This is a genomic window from Burkholderia sp. BCC1988 (assembly GCF_905339895.1).
Lineage (GTDB): Bacteria > Pseudomonadota > Gammaproteobacteria > Burkholderiales > Burkholderiaceae > Burkholderia.
Map to the genome: position 1 here is coordinate 210,484 of NZ_CAJPHA010000011.1, position 14,614 is coordinate 225,097.

General features: G+C 66.3%; 12 protein-coding genes. 5 read left to right on the forward strand and 7 right to left on the reverse strand.

Annotated features, from left to right (window positions below; all coding sequences use genetic code 11):
* The first annotated feature begins 134 nt into the window (after positions 1–134).
* Complete coding sequence (locus tag U4012_RS18075) at positions 135–1,556, forward strand: PLP-dependent aminotransferase family protein (RefSeq protein WP_321800477.1); 1,422 nt, start codon at positions 135–137, stop codon at positions 1,554–1,556.
* A 55-nt stretch (positions 1,557–1,611) separates the two neighbouring features.
* Here U4012_RS18075 and U4012_RS18080 read toward each other — a convergent pair whose 3' ends face one another.
* Positions 1,612–2,853 (reverse strand): mechanosensitive ion channel family protein, encoded by a 1,242-nt coding sequence (locus tag U4012_RS18080; RefSeq protein ID WP_321800480.1) that lies wholly within the window; start codon positions 2,851–2,853, stop codon positions 1,612–1,614.
* A 312-nt stretch (positions 2,854–3,165) separates the two neighbouring features.
* Between U4012_RS18080 and U4012_RS18085 the strand changes: the two genes are divergently transcribed.
* The gene (locus U4012_RS18085) at positions 3,166–4,884 is read left to right on the forward strand and encodes a SulP family inorganic anion transporter (RefSeq protein ID WP_321800482.1); all 1,719 of its coding nucleotides are present in this window, start codon (positions 3,166–3,168) and stop codon (positions 4,882–4,884) included.
* Between the two features lie 124 nt (positions 4,885–5,008).
* Here the strand turns inward: U4012_RS18085 and U4012_RS18090 are convergent, their stop codons facing one another.
* Positions 5,009–5,884, reverse strand: coding sequence for a LysR substrate-binding domain-containing protein (locus tag U4012_RS18090; RefSeq protein WP_321800484.1), 876 nt, complete (start codon positions 5,882–5,884; stop codon positions 5,009–5,011).
* Between the two features lie 95 nt (positions 5,885–5,979).
* Here U4012_RS18090 and U4012_RS18095 point away from each other — a divergent pair, with 95 nt between their 5' ends.
* A complete protein-coding gene (locus U4012_RS18095) occupies positions 5,980–6,576 on the forward strand; it encodes a LysE family translocator (RefSeq protein WP_321800486.1) in 597 nt (198 codons plus the stop codon).
* Positions 6,577–6,610: 34 nt separating this feature from the next.
* Here U4012_RS18095 and U4012_RS18100 read toward each other — a convergent pair whose 3' ends face one another.
* The 5 genes from U4012_RS18100 to U4012_RS18120 all read right to left on the reverse strand — a co-directional run bounded on the left by U4012_RS18100 (position 6,611) and on the right by U4012_RS18120 (position 10,683).
* Positions 6,611–8,065 carry a DHA2 family efflux MFS transporter permease subunit gene (locus tag U4012_RS18100; RefSeq protein WP_321800488.1) on the reverse strand — a complete coding sequence of 485 codons (1,455 nt, stop codon included), beginning with the start codon at positions 8,063–8,065 and terminating at the stop codon, positions 6,611–6,613.
* Complete coding sequence (locus U4012_RS18105) at positions 8,062–8,625, reverse strand: isochorismatase family protein (protein ID WP_321800490.1); 564 nt, start codon at positions 8,623–8,625, stop codon at positions 8,062–8,064. The genes U4012_RS18100 and U4012_RS18105 overlap by 4 nt, the downstream gene beginning before the upstream one ends.
* A gap of 70 nt (positions 8,626–8,695) precedes the next feature.
* A complete protein-coding gene (locus tag U4012_RS18110) occupies positions 8,696–9,151 on the reverse strand; it encodes a MarR family winged helix-turn-helix transcriptional regulator (protein WP_321800492.1) in 456 nt (151 codons plus the stop codon).
* A 169-nt stretch (positions 9,152–9,320) separates the two neighbouring features.
* Positions 9,321–9,557 (reverse strand): hypothetical protein, encoded by a 237-nt coding sequence (locus U4012_RS18115; RefSeq protein WP_321800494.1) that lies wholly within the window; start codon positions 9,555–9,557, stop codon positions 9,321–9,323.
* A gap of 46 nt (positions 9,558–9,603) precedes the next feature.
* Positions 9,604–10,683 (reverse strand): serine hydrolase, encoded by a 1,080-nt coding sequence (locus U4012_RS18120; RefSeq protein WP_321800496.1) that lies wholly within the window; start codon positions 10,681–10,683, stop codon positions 9,604–9,606.
* A gap of 390 nt (positions 10,684–11,073) precedes the next feature.
* Between U4012_RS18120 and U4012_RS18125 the strand changes: the two genes are divergently transcribed.
* The gene (locus tag U4012_RS18125; protein ID WP_321800529.1) at positions 11,074–13,605 is read left to right on the forward strand and encodes a type VI secretion system Vgr family protein; all 2,532 of its coding nucleotides are present in this window, start codon (positions 11,074–11,076) and stop codon (positions 13,603–13,605) included.
* Positions 13,606–13,610: 5 nt separating this feature from the next.
* Entirely contained in the window at positions 13,611–14,585 is a 975-nt protein-coding gene (locus U4012_RS18130) for a DUF4123 domain-containing protein (RefSeq protein ID WP_321800497.1), read from the forward strand.
* Positions 14,586–14,614 lie beyond the last annotated feature (29 nt).

Consider the following 14,614-nt stretch of genomic DNA (forward strand, 5'->3'; position numbering starts at 1 on the left):
GATGCACGCAGAGTACGCGTGGCGCTCCGGCCGCTGTGTGTACACCTTTCGTCTTCAAAAAAGAGTACAGTTTCGGCCATCCGGGCAGTGCGGACCGCAACTGTGTTGTTGAAGGGAAGTTGAAAGGGAGGCGCGTGAAGCGTTATGAACAACTGGCCGACGATCTGCAGGCGCAGATCGAGCGCGGCGTGTACCGGCCCGGCGAGCGGATTCCGTCGGTGCGCCAGGCGAGCCGGCAGCAGCAGCTCAGCGTCACGACCGTGCTGCGCGCGTACCTCGTGCTGGAGAGCCGCGGCCTGATCGAGAGCCGGCCGCAGTCGGGCTACTTCGTGCGGGCGCGCGCCACGGCGCCGGCCGAGGCAGAGCTGCACATGTCGGCGCCGGCCGCCGAGCCGTCGGCGGTGGACGTGAGCCGGCTCGTGCTGTCGACGCTGCGCACGATCTCGCGCGACGACGCGGTGCCGCTCGGCTCGCCGTATCCCGACGCGTCGCAGTTCCCGGTGCAGCGTCTCGCACGCTACGCGCAGGCGATCGGGCGGCGCCGCACGCGCTGGGGCGTGATCGACGACCTGCCGCCCGGCAACCCGGAGCTGATCCGCCAGATCGCGCGGCGCTACGCGGAGCGCGGAATTCCCGTCGAGCCGGGCGAGATCGTGATGACGATCGGCGCGACCGAGGCGATCAACCTGTGCCTGCAGGCGGTCGCCAAGCCCGGCGACACGATCGCGGTGGAGTCGCCGACGTTCTACGCGATGCTGCACGCGATCGAGCGGATGGGCATGCGCGCGCTGGAGGTGGCGACCCATCCGGGCGACGGCATCGATCTCGACGCGCTCGAACGGATCCTCGCGCGCGAGCGCATCGCCGCGTGCATGGTGATGCCGAATTTCCAGAATCCGCTCGGCTTCCAGATGCCCGATGCACGCAAGCGCGCGCTCGTCGAGCTGCTCGCGAAGCACGGCGTGCCCGCGATCGAGAGCGACGTCTATCACGAGCTGCATTTCGGCGACACGACGCCGAGCGCGCTGAAGTCGTACGACCGCGACGGGCTCGTGCTGCATTGCGCATCGTTCACGAAGAGCCTGTCGCCGCGCTACCGGATCGGCTGGGCGATGCCCGGCCGCTACCGCGACCAGGTCGAGAAGCTGAAATTCCTGAACACGCTCGCGACGCCCGCGATCGAGCAGCTCGCGATCGCCGAATACCTGAAGCACGACGGCTACGATTTTCACCTGCGGCGGATGCGCAAGCAGTATGCGCAGCAGGCGAGCCTGATGAGCGCGATGGTGCGGCGCTTCTTCCCGGCAGGCACGCGGTTGTCGCAGCCGCAGGGCGGGTACGTGCTGTGGGTCGAGCTGCCGCGGCAGGTCGATGCGATGAAGCTGTATGCGCTCGCGCTCGCGCAAGGGATCACGATCGGGCCCGGCCACATGTTCTCGGCAACCGCCGATTATCAGCACTTCATCCGGCTCAACTACAGCTATCCGTGGTCGCGGCAGATCGAGGAGGCGCTGAAGGTGGTGGGGCGGCTCGCATCCGAGTGCGCGGGGCGGTGAGCGGCGCGATACCGCGTTGCCGGCGGCGACCCGTCGGCGGCCGCGCAGGCAAGCGTCACCGCGCGGACGGCGCGGGCAGTCCGGCTTGCGCCGTGTCGACCATCCGGCGCATGTCGAAGCCCGACGGATGCTGGTACACACGCAGCCCGAACTCCGGCAGCACCGCGATCAGGTGATCGAACAGGTCGGACTGGATCGCCTCGTAATCGACCCAGGTCGTCGTGTCGGTGAAGCAGTACAGTTCGAGCGGAATGCCTTCGGCCGTCAGCGGCAGCTGGCGCGCCATGCACGTCATGTCGCGGCGAATGTGCGGATGGCCCTTCAGGTAGTTCGCGACGTACGCGCGGAAGGTGCCGAGATTCGTCAGCTGGCGGCGGTTCGCCGGGCATTCACCGGCCGCGCCGAGCGTGCCGTTCCATTGCGCGATCGCGTCGACCTTGTCTGCCAGGTAGTCCTTCAGCAGCGTCAGGCGTTCGAGCCGTTCGATCTCGTCGTTGCCGAGAAAGCGCACGCTCGTCGCGTCGATGAACAGCGCGCGCTTGATGCGGCGCCCGCCGGCCTCGGTCATCCCGCGCCAGTTCTGGTAGCTCTCGGTGATCAGCTTCCAGGTCGGCACCGTGATGATCGTGTGATCGAAGTTCGCGACCTTGACCGTGTTCAGCGTGATGTCGATGACGGTGCCGTCCGCGCCGGCCGACGGCATCGTGATCCAGTCGCCGATCCGCAGCATGTCGTTCGACGACAGCTGCACGCCGGCGACGAGGCCGAGCAGCGTGTCCTTGAAGATCAGCATCAGCACCGCCGACATCGCGCCGATGCCCGACAGCAGCAGGCCGATCTGCTTGCCGGTCGCGTCGCCGATCACGACGAGCGCGGCCGTGATGAACATCACGAGCTTGACGAGCTGCATCGCGCCTTTCAGCGACAGGCGCGGCTGGTCGCGCCGGCTCGTGCGATGCGAGTGTTCGAGCGCGGACAGCGTCGCGCTGATCGTCATCGACACCAGGAACACGATCAGCGCGAACAGCACCTTGTCGGCAGCCCGCGCGGCCACGGCGGGAATGCCGGGCACTGCGCCGAGCCCGAGCTTGATCACGACGAACGGCACGATGCGGTTCAGCCACTTGAATGCGCCGAACTCGAACAGCGCGTCGTCGATGCGGGTGGCCGACAGCCGCGCGAGGCGCGCGACCACGCGAAACAGCAGGAAATGGACGGCGGCGGCGATCGCGCCGGCGGCGGCGAGCAGGATGAGGATGCCGACGAGCGGCGCAAACCAGGATTCGTTCAGGGTCATAAGGGTGGACAGGGGCCTTCTCGTGCGTTGAATCTGTACCGCGACGCGGCGCGCGCCCGGTGAAGGGCACATGAAAGGGACCGTGATTGTGCCATCGGGTTCCGGCCGGATGTCGCGAATGCGTGACGCAGGGCTCCTCAACATTGTCACCGTCGCGCGGAGTTTCCTTGTGGCCTTGTGTCGTCGAGTCCGTGTGCTCACGTAGCGCAACATACTGTGCACTTGCCACGCATCGCCCGCTCGGGGCACGATGCGCGAACGGCTTCGCGAACTCCGCTTCCACGTCGTTCCGGTCAACCACGCATTTCACGCATGCAAGATTCCAACGAAAGCCAGCCGTCACGCGTGCGGCTGCTGAAGGGCATTCTGCCGGTTCGGCGCGCGTCGGCCATCCGCGACGTGTTCGCGGGCATCTCGCTCGCGTCGATGGATATCCCGCAGGTGCTCGGCTATGCGCGCATCGCCGGCATGCCGGCCGTGACGGGCCTCTATACCGTGTTCCTGCCGCTGATCGCGTTCGCGTGCCTCGGCGCGTCGCGCCATCTGGTGGTCGCCGCCGACTCCGCGACCGCGACCATTTTCGCGAGCCGCCTGTCGTCGATGGCGCCGGCGGGCAGCGCCGAGTACGTCGCGCTGGCCGGCATGGTCGCGCTGCTGACCGCCGCGATGCTGCTGCTCGCGCGCATCTTCAAGCTCGGCTTTCTCGCCGATTTCCTGTCGCGCACGGTGCTGGTCGGCTTCCTGGCCGGCGTCGGCGTGCAAGTATCGATCGCGATGCTCGGCGACATGCTCGGCTTGTCCGTGCCGTATCCGGCATCGCGCAGCGTCGCCCAGCTCGACTACGTCGTCACGCATGCGATCCACGCGCATCGGCCGACGCTCGCGCTCGCGGCGCTCGTCGTCGTCGCGATTCTCGCGTGCAAGCGCTTTGTGCCGCGCGTGCCGATGCCGATGATCGCGGTGGCGGGCAGCATCGCCGCGAGCGACTGCTTCGGCTTCGCCGCGCAAGGCATCGCCGTGCTCGGGCCCGTCGCGGGCGGCTTGCCGCCGCTGCGCTGGCCGTCCGTCACGTGGCAGCAGTTCCTCGATCTCGTGCCGGTCGCCGCGTCGTGCTTCGTGATGATCATTGCGCAGAGCGCGGCGGCGGCCCGCGTGTTCGCGCAGCAGTACGGCGAGGACGTCGACACCAACGCCGACATCCTCGGGCTCGCGGCCGCGAACGCGGCGGCGGCGGTGGGCGGCGCGTTCGTCGTCAACGGCAGCCCGACGCAGACCGCGATGGCCGACGGCGCGGGCGTGCGCAGCCAGATCGGGCATCTGGCGTTCGCCGCGGTCGTCGCGGCGGTGCTGCTGTTCCTGAGTGCGTATCTGCAGTACCTGCCGCATGCGGTGCTGGCCGGCATCGTGTTCACGATCGCGCTCGGGCTGATCAACGTGCGCAGCCTCGCGGCGATCCGCAGGGAAAGCCCCGGCGAATTCACGCTCGCGCTCGTCACCGCCGCGGCCGTCGTGACGGTCGGTGTCGAGCACGGGATCCTGTTGGCCGTCGCGCTGTCGCTGATGCGGCACGTGCGCCACAGCTATCAGCCGCACACGATGGTGCTCGAAGCCGCCGACGGCAACGGGCGGTGGCTGCCGGTGCCGGCCCGGCCGGGCGCGATGACGGCGCCGGGGCTGATCGTCTACCGGTTCGGCTCCGACCTGTTCTTCGCGAACGACCATCGGTTCGCCGCCGAAGTGACCGAACTCGTCGACGCGTCGCCGGTACCGCTGCGCTGGTTCATCGTCGACGCGGGCGCGATCACCGATCTCGATTACTCGGCCGCGCGGACGATCACCGATCTCGTCAAGGCGCTGCACGCGCGCCGGATCGGTGTGCTGTTCGGGCGCGTGAACCGCTACCTGCACGCCGATATGGAGCGCCACCGGATCACGGAGATCGTCGGCGCGTCGTGCATTTTCCCGACACTGCACCAGGCGCTGGAAGCGGCGGGCGTGACGCCGGCGCAGCAGGAGCCGGGGGTCACGTAGCGGAAATTGGAAGGCGGAAGGCGAGAGGCGGAAGGCGAGAGGCGGAAAGCGGAAAGCGGAAAGCAGGGGGAACGCGGGAGGCGGGAGGCGGAACGCGGGAAGTGGAACGCGGGAAGCTTCACCGCTAAGCGGCTGCGCGCACGCGCGCGAAGCCGTTGCGCAAATGGCGGGCCAGTTCCGCCGCGGCCGGCGCGTGCTGGCCGCGCGGCAGATGCAGGTTGATCGCGAAGTTCGGCAGGGCGGGCAGGCCGCTGTCGGCCGGCAGGATGTCGAGATCGGCCGGCACGGTGGACGCGAGCCAGACGGTCACCGCGAGATCGGAGCGCACGGTCGCGGCCGTCGCGTCGATGCTGCCGTTCTCGAACACGGTGCGCCACGCGCGATCGCAGGCCCGTAGCGCGTCGAGCACGGTCGGGCGGAACGCGCAGGTCTGGTCGACCATCGACACGGGCAGCGGCGTCTGCAGATGGGCGCTGCCGCCTTTCGCGCCGACCCAGACCAGACGGTCGACGGCGATGCATTCGCCGCGCGACGGCCCGACCGGCGCCTCGATCAGCGCGACATCGATCTCGCCTTGCCTGAGCGCCTTGCGCAGTGCGGGCGACGCCGCGCACACGAGCGACAGCGCGACTTGCGGGTGCGCGTGCGCATAGCCTTTCAGGATCGGCGCGAGACAGCTGCCGACGAGGTCCTGCGGCGCGCCGATGCGCACAGCGCCTTCCATCGCACCGGCCGTCAGCTCGGTCAGCAGTGCGTCGTGCGCGGCGAGCAGCCGGCGCGCCTGCGCGAGCAGACGCTCGCCGTCCGCCGTGAGCAGCATGTTGCGATGCTCGCGCACGAACAGCGGGCCGGACAGCGTTTCGAGCCGCGCGACCTGCTGGCTGACCGCGCCTTGCGTCAGGTGCAGCGCGCGGCTCGCCGCCGTCATGCTGCCGTGATCGGCGACCGTGACGAAGGCGCGAAGCAGGGCGATGTCGAGGTTGCGTGTCATGGTTCGCATTATGAATGCTAATGACTGGCATAAAAATCTTTCGCTGTCGTAATGCACGGAGCGCGGGTAAAACGGAGCTTCGACGACCCGAACCGGGAGCCCGTGTGCCGCTTCAAGACTATTTGCCGCTGCTGTTGTTCGTGATCGTGTCCACGGTGACACCGGGTGGCGCGACGACCCTCGCAACCGCATCGGGCGCGCATTTCGGCTATCGGCGTTCGCTGCCGATGATGACGGGCATCGCGGCCGGCCTGGCATCGATGGCCGCCGCCGCGGCGGCCGGGCTCGGCAGCGTGTTGCTGGCCCTGCCCGCGCTGCAGCTCGGGATGAAGGTGCTCGGCTCGCTGTATCTGCTGTGGCTGGCCACGCGCATCGCGCGCGGCGGCAAGCCCGGTGTCGACGCGGCCGTGCAGCGGCCGCAAGGATTCGTCAGCGGCGTATGGATGCTGTGGCACAACCCGAAGGGCTGGGCGATGACGCTCGGCGCGGCCGCGTCGTTCGCCGCGCTCGCGTCCGGCCCCGTGAGGCTCGCCGCGTTGCTCGGGCTGGCGTTCGGCGTGGCGGCGATGGCGTCGCTGTCGCTCTGGTGTTGTGCCGGGCTGCTGTTCGCGCGCGTGCTGCGCACGGAGCGGCAGTGGCGTTGCGTGAATGCGGGCTTGGGGATCCTGCTCGCGGCGTCGATCGTGCCGATGTGGCTGTAGCAGCGGCGCTGCGCGCACGGCGCAGCCGCGACACTCAGCGCGAACCGTCCCGCGCGGCCCTGACGGGCCGTCCGCCCGCGCCGCTCGACCATCGCGGCAGCCGCAGTGTCGTCGCGAAGCTCGCCGCATGCAGTGCGCAAAGCAGGCCGAACGTCCACGCGTAGGCGGCCCCGTGCGTGCCGCCCGTCGACGCGGATTCGGCCTGCAGCCGCCACGCGAGAAACAGCGTGCACATCGTCGTGAACGTCGGGCCGCCGAGGCGCTGGACGATATTGAGCGACGTCGTCGCCATCGGCAGGTTGTGCCGCTCGACCGACGCATACGCGGCGGAAATCGACGGCGCGCCGATCGCGCTCTGGCCCATCCCGCGCAGAAACAGCGCGGGCACCAGCACGGCGGGATCGTAGCCGGCCAGCGCGAGATACCCGAACGGCAGCGTCGCGGCGAGCGCGAGCAGCGCGCCGGCGGCGGCCAGCCGGCGCACGCCGAACCGGCTGGTCAGCGCGCCCATCGACGGATAGGTGACGAGCATGCCGAGCCCGAGCGGCGCCAGCAGCCAGCCCATCTCGCCGGGCGAGCGGCCGCACGCCTCGATCAGGAACACCGGAATCAGCATCTGGCCCGCGTAGATCGCGCCGTTCGACAGAAACTGCGTGGCCGCCGCCGCGCCGAACACGCGCGAGCGAAACAGCGCGAGGTCGATCAGCGCCCGCTCGCCTTTGCGCAGCTGGACGCGCAGGAACGCGGCGAGCAGCAGCACCGAGCCCGCGATCGCGGCGATGCCGGGCACCGCGTCGATGCGCTCCGCGCCATACAGGAACAGCACGAGCGCCGGCGACAGCAGCGCGAGGCCGACCCAGTCGAGTTCGCGCTGCTGCGTTTCCTCGCGATCGCCGGGCAGGAACCACACGGCCAGTGCCAGCGCCAGCGCGCCGACCGGCAGGTTCACGAGAAACAGCCAGCGCCACGACGCGTACTGCAGGATCGCACCGGCGACGACCGGCCCCAGGATCGGTGCGATCAGCACGGGTACCGCCGCATAGCCGATCACGCGCGCCATCTGCTGGCCGGCCACGCGCGCGATCATCATCTGCGCCATCGGCGCGAGCAGCCCGCCGCTGACGCCTTGCAGCACGCGGAACGCGATCAGCGACGGCGCGGACCACGCGAGCCCGCACAGCGCCGACGTCAGCGTGAACGCTGAGAAACACCACAGGTACAGCGCCTTCGCGCCGATGCGATCGACCAGCCAGCCGTTCAGCGGCAACACCAGCGTGAGCGCGAGCAGGTATCCGCTCGTCACCCACTGGATCGTCGACAGGCTCGCGTGCAGGTCGGTCGCGAGGCTCGACAGCGAGACGTTGACGATCGTCGCGTCGAGTTGCGACAGCAGCGAGCCGAGCGTCGCGACCGCGCTGACTTTCCAGATCGACGGACCGAGCCGTCCGGCCGCACGGCCCGGCGCCGGCCGCGCGCGTTGGTCGTTCACGCGCCGCGGCGGTCGAGCAGCGCGACGATCTCGTGCGTCGAGCCCGTCTCGCCGAGACGCGGGAACAGCCGTTCGACGCTGTTCGTGTGCGCGTCCGCGTTGAGGTCGGTCATCGCGTCGACCGCGAGCGTCACGTTGTAGCCGAGTTCGTGCGCCTGGCGGGCCGTCGATTCGACGCCGATGCTGGTCGCGATGCCGGCCAGCACGATCTGCGTGACGCCGGCCGTTTTCAGGTGCGCGTCGAGATCGGTGCCGGTGAACGCGCCCCAGGTTTTCTTCGTCACGACGTGGTCGCCAGGCTGGCGGTTCAGTTCAGGCAGGAGCTCGGCCCAGTCGGCCGGGAACGGATCCTTGCGCGGCGGCAGTTGCGTGCGGCCCGGCGCGCCGCCGGCGACGTTGACGAGCACGACCGGCAGGCCGCGGCTGCGGAACGCGTCGAGCAGTTCGCGCGTGCGCTCGATCACCGGTGCGACCGGGTGGGCGGTGGGCAGCGCGACGATGCCCTTTTGCAGGTCGATGACGACGAGTGCCGTATGCGTGTCGAGACGGGTTGTGCTCATGATGCGGATGCTCCGTGCATGGGGAGAAGGGACACGTGCCGCACGAATACCGCACGGCACGCACGCGTGGTCATTGCTCGCCGATGCGCCGGATCAGCGGAATCGCGGCGGCGAGTGTGCGGAGGTCTTCGGCGTCGAGCTTCTCGAGCGCGGCGCCGAGCCACTTGTGCTTCGCGGTGTCGCGCTTGCGCCGTGCCGCCAGGCCGGCTGCGGTCAGCAGGAACAGGATCTGGCGGCCGTCGGTCGGATGCGGCTCGCGTTCGACGAGCCCGTCTTCCTCGAGACTCGCGAGAATCGCCTTCATCGACTGTGGCTTCATCGCCTCGGCGCGCGCGAGATCGGCGGTCGTCATGGGGCCCTGTCGTTCGAGCCGCGCGAGCGCACTCGTCTGCGACATGCCGAGCCCTTCGGACTCGATCTCGGCGCGCAGCCGTCGAATCAGCTGGCCGACCGCGAGGGTCAAGTCGGCGGCGACGGTGTCGGCGGAAATGCGGGTTGTGCGTGGCGGAGTCATGCGGCGGATCATATAACACGACAGTTAAACTTGCAAGTTTAACTGTCTAGTTTGGCGGGCGTTCGCGATGCACGGCGCATGACGTACGACGCACGATGCGCCGGCGAGGCCGGGAGAGGAACAGCGGGCGGCGGCCCGGCAACCGCCGATTGTCGGACTGTGGGCAGTGTGCGGCCGGACGCTATGCGCGGCGCGGCAACGGAGCCGGCACGACGTCGCTGTACTTCGGCGACGCATTTTCGTGCAGCAGGTCGCCGAGATATTGCGCGAGTTCGTCCGCGGCGAGCGCGGACGGAACGTGCAGGTTGGCCGGTCGCCGCTTGCCTTCGGTGCCGAGATCGAATACCGCCCAGCGGCCGTTCGTCCGCACGACGGCGAGCAGGCGTCCGAACGCGTTGAAACGGTATTCGTCCTGCATCGCATCGCTCCTTCGTGGATGAATGTGTCGGCCGCGCGCGTCGCGTTTACTGGATCGAGCAGGTCAGCCAGCGATGGATCTTCAGCGCATCGCTGGACACGCCGGCGCGGGTCGGCGCGCCGAGCAGCACGACCGTTTCGCGGCGGCCCTTCACGCGCATGCGCATCACGACGCCGTGCCCCGATTCGTTGATGAAGCCGGTTTTCTGCAGCCGGATCGGCAGGCGGCCGTCACGCACGAGCGGATCGGAGTTCACGTACAGCAGCTCGCCGTCGCCGGCCTGCACGGTGGTCGACGTGTCCGTCGAGAAATAGCGGATCAGCGGATCCTGCGCGGCCGCGCCGACGAGCCGCGCGAGATCCTCGGCGGTCGACACGTTGTGCGGCGACAGGCCGGTCGGTTCGCGGAAATGCGTATCGCGCATCCCGAGCCGGCGCGCCTCGCGGTTCATCGCCTTCACGAACGCGGCACGGCCGCCCGGATAGTCGCGGCTCAGCGCGGCGGCCGCGCGATTTTCCGACGACATCAGCGCGATATGGAACATCTGGCGGCGCGACAGTTCGGCGCCGATCGGCAGCCGCGAACCGGTGAACTTGATCGTGTCGCGATCGCGAGAAGTGACGCGCAGCACGCCGTTCAGCGGCCGGTCCGCGTCGCGTGCAACGACGGCGGTCATCAGCTTCGAGATCGACGCGATCGGTCGCACCGTGCGTGCGTTGCGGGCGAGCAGCGGCGTGCCGGAGTCGACGTCGAGCACGTAGGCCGCGCGCGAATGCAGCGAGTGCACCGCGCGCGGGCTGTAGCCGCAGCTCGCGAGCAGGCGCGGCTGCGCGGCGGGGCGCGGGCGAACCGCGTTCGTGCGTTTCGCGCGCCGGTGCTGCGGTGCGGGCGCCGTGTGACGCTTGACTGCATGATGCGTCACGCGCGGGCGGCGGTGCTTGACGGCCTTGTGCTTGCGGTGGGCGGGTTGTTTCTTGACGACTTTCGCATGCGCATGGGGCGTCGCCGTGCGATGCGGCTGCGCACGCTGCGCCGACGCGTTCGTTGCGAACGCAAGTGTCAGGAACGAGAGGGCGATGAGCAGGGTGGTCCGGGCGCGAGGCAGGCGCGCGATGAGGCCGGTCAAGCGAGAGTCTCCTTTTCACGCGCGTTGCGGCGGCGCGAAATGCGTGGGCGGTCAGCGGGTGCGGGAAATTATAAGGTCGATTGTGTGGCGATGACGATGGATGTGCGCGCAATGGTGTGCGATCCGGGCGGATTCAAGCTGTTCCTTGGCCGTCAGCGGAGTAGCCGTATCCGGGCCATGCTCAGGGAAATGATATGTGACTCAACGTTATGGGTTACACCGGATGGCAATAATTACCTAATTGAATTGTGTTGGTAAATGTTACCTTTTGAGCTGTAAATTTATTGAGATTAGTGGGTGGGCGTTCAGCACTATCGTGTTGTTCAGAAAGACATTTATAATCAGCCCTCGGCAGAAACCCACCTGAATACCAAACCAAGGGCAAGCTGCATGGGCCACACCGCACTTTATAAGACGTTGCGTCTGGGCAACGCGCAATACAATCGTCTAGTCAAACTCGACACGCCGCTTGGCGTCGATTGGCTATTGCCGCTCTACGTAAAAGGAACGGCCAAGCTGGGCCGCGATTATGAATTCGTGGTTGATGCGGTTTCGCCGCGCGGCAGTCAGATCGAACTCAACGCGCTGCTTGGCAAACCCGTCACGCTTTGGATTCAACAGACCGACGGCACGTACATGCCGATCCACGGTTACGTTCACAGATTCAGCCGGTTGGGATTCGATGGGACGTTGACCTATTACAAGCTGGCATTCTCGTCCTGGCTCTATTTCTTGCGGCTGCGTCGCGATATGCGCGACTGGCAGGAGCAGAACGGCGAGCAAATTCTGACCGATGTATTCAACGAGCATCCTCAAGCGCGCGGCGCGTTCCGCTACGATCTTCACAAGCCGCTGCCGTCTTATTCGAATCGAGTGCAGTGGGAATATGACCTGAACTTCGTCCACCGCAGCCTTGAAGAAGTAGGCGTGTTTCCGTACTTCGAGCAGGCGGACAACGGCCGGTCGCACATGATGGTCCTGACGGACGACGTCTATTTCGTCCCGCAACTGAGGCAGTCCATTGTCGAGTTCGGTCACACGGGGTTCAGTGGTGAGATGGACGGATTCGTGCAGTGGAAGGAGCAGCTTCAGATCGAAAGTGCTCAACTGACATCGCGCTCGTTCGACTACAAGCGACCTGATCTTCCGCGGCAGGTTCAAGGCGTCACCGATACGCAGAGCGAGTTGCCGACGGATGGCGAGGTCTACGACTATCCGGGCGCATACATGTGGTCGGACCGTGAGCAGGGCGAGCGCCTCGCGCAGATCCGACTCGAGGAGAGGAAGTCGCGAATGAAGCGCTTCCACGGAGTGGGCGGCTTGCGCTGCGCGATGCCCGGGCGGCGCTTCGAATTGCACGGCCATCCGGTCCATGACGCCGGAAGCCAGCCGGATCGTGAATTCGTGTTGCTCGGGGTGGACTGGCTGATTCGCAATAATCTGCCCGGTCTGGATGAGGTGGGGGATTTTCCCGACGGCCTGGCTGCGGAAATCGCGGAAGCGAAGGTGGGTGCCACGGTGAGCCACGCGGATGGTGGCGAAGGTTTCTTTCAGGTGACGGTTGAAGCGCAGCCCCGCAACGTGCCGTTCCGCAGCCCGTTCGAGCACAAGAAGCCTGTGATGCAGTTGCAAAATGCAATCGTTGCCGGGCCGAACGGGGAGGAGGTTTATACCGACTCGCTGAATCGTGTGAAGGTGTGGTTCCACTGGAATCGCCGCAACGGTCAGGATGAACGTGCGTCGTGCTGGGTGCGTCCGACCTTCCTTGATGCAGGCTCGAATCGTGGCGGGATTCAGCCGTTACGCAAGGGCGATGAAGTCGTCGTCGGTTTCATGGAAGGCGACTGTGACAGGCCCGTCATTATCGCGAGGATGTACGGGGGTGCTACGCAGCCGGTATGGCATACGAACGGCTTGCTGTCCGGTCAACGCTCGCGCGAGTATGGCGGCACCGGCTACAACCAGCTCGTAATGGACGACTCGACGCAGCAGAATCGGGTTCACCTTTACTCGAGCAGTTATCAGTCTCACTTGCACCTCGGATACCTGATCCAGCAGACGGACAATACGCGCGGTGCGTTCCTCGGCAGTGGTTTCGATCTCAAATCGGACGCCTACGGTGCCATTCGGGCGGGGCAGGGCTTGTTCGTATCTACCCACCCGACAGCGACGAACCAGCCGTTGAACGTGACGGCTGCTTCCGAGCAGTTAGCCAGCGCGGAAACCGTTGTTGATTTGACGTCGCAGGCAAGTTCGGCGAATCAGGCGGAGAGCCTGCAAGAAGGGCAGGACGCGCTCAAGAAATTTACCGACGCGACGCACTATAGCCTGAGCGGCGGCGCTGGCAGCGGCGGTCGTACGGGCGGCGGCGGCACGGGCAACGCGAATGGCTTTTCGACGCCGATCATGTTGATGGCGAGTCCTGCAGGCGTGGGGCTGTCGACGCAGGAGTCGGCGCAGGTCACGGCGAACCAGCAGGTCAATATCGTCGGTGGCAAGAGCGTGCACGTGGCGGCGGGAAAATCGCTGATCGCGAGCGTGATGGAGAAGATCAGTCTGTTTGCGCAGAACGCAGGGATCAAGCTGTTTGCGTCCAAGGGAAAGGTCGAGATCCAGGCGCAGAGCGACGAAATGAAGCTCTCGGCGCTCAATGACGTGACGATTACCAGTTCGAACGGGAAAGTTGTTATCTCGGCAGAAAAAGAAATCTGGATCGGTGCAGGCGGCTCGTATATCAAGATCACGCCTGACCTGATCGAGAACGGCACCAGTGGCCAGATTCTGGAAAAGTGTGCGTCATGGGATAAGCCGGGCGCATCGTCGATGCGCCTTCCTTCGCCGATCGCCAGCGTGCCGAAGGGGTGTGCCTGGAAGACGGCTTCGGCGTCCGCAGATAGCGCATCGAGCGTTGTGCTGGAGTAATGGATATGGACACCTCAGACGCGCCGGGTAAGGACGAATCCCGCGAGGCCGCGGCGACAGATGCGGCTGTCAGTAGCTTGCGCACATATTTCAGCAAGCGGCCGGAGATGCACTGCTATCTCGTCGTCGATCCGAGCCAGCGGGATTTCACAAATGACGACGAGGAAGCCGAGCGATTCCGGGAATTGACGCGCGCGATCGTGGAGGTCAGGCACGACGCATTTCCCGACAGTCACCGGCCATATCTTGTCGACTTGGACCTTGCGACCGCCGAAGGGGCTGGAGTTTTGGCGGAGAGCGTGAAGATTGCCTTCGAGGATCGTCGCCCGATCTCAATGGCCGAAGGGCTGGGGCAGCGTGTCGGTGGATGGCTCGCCAGTGAGGCATCGTTGGATGAGGTCGCCGAGCATTGGGGCCGCCACGTTCTACAGTACAACGAGGACGGGCTGCCGTCTGTGCTGCGCTTCTATGATACGCGAGCACTCAGTTTGATCTGGCCAGTGCTTACCGAAGAGCAACAGCAGGCGCTGCTGGGGCCGGTAAAAGTATGGCATGCGCTCGACGCGGGCGCCAAACCTCGCACGTACAGTGTGTCGGCAGGGTCACGTGCCGATCTTTCGTTGACGACGGAGCAATGGCAGCAGATTCATCTTCACGGATTGGTCAATAGAGCGCTTGCGTTGTATGCCATGAAGGTTGAACGTCAACCGGAATCATCCGAAGTTGCTGCGGCAGTCGCTGCCGCCGAGCGTGCGGAGCACTATGGACTCTTTGACCGGGACGATCGCGTGGCATTCATTGAGAATGCGCTGACATGGCATCCGCAGTTCGATCTACATCCGAAAGTGCTGCAACTTTTGGGTGCGAGAGCGCCAGACAAGTTTTATACGGCAGCCGTTGGCGTATTGACAGAAGAAGATGTCGCGGAAATTCGAGACGGTGCCTGGTACGAACGATTGAGCGCTTCGTCGCTCCGTTGATTGGTGTTGGCAAAATTGCCTGAATTCGA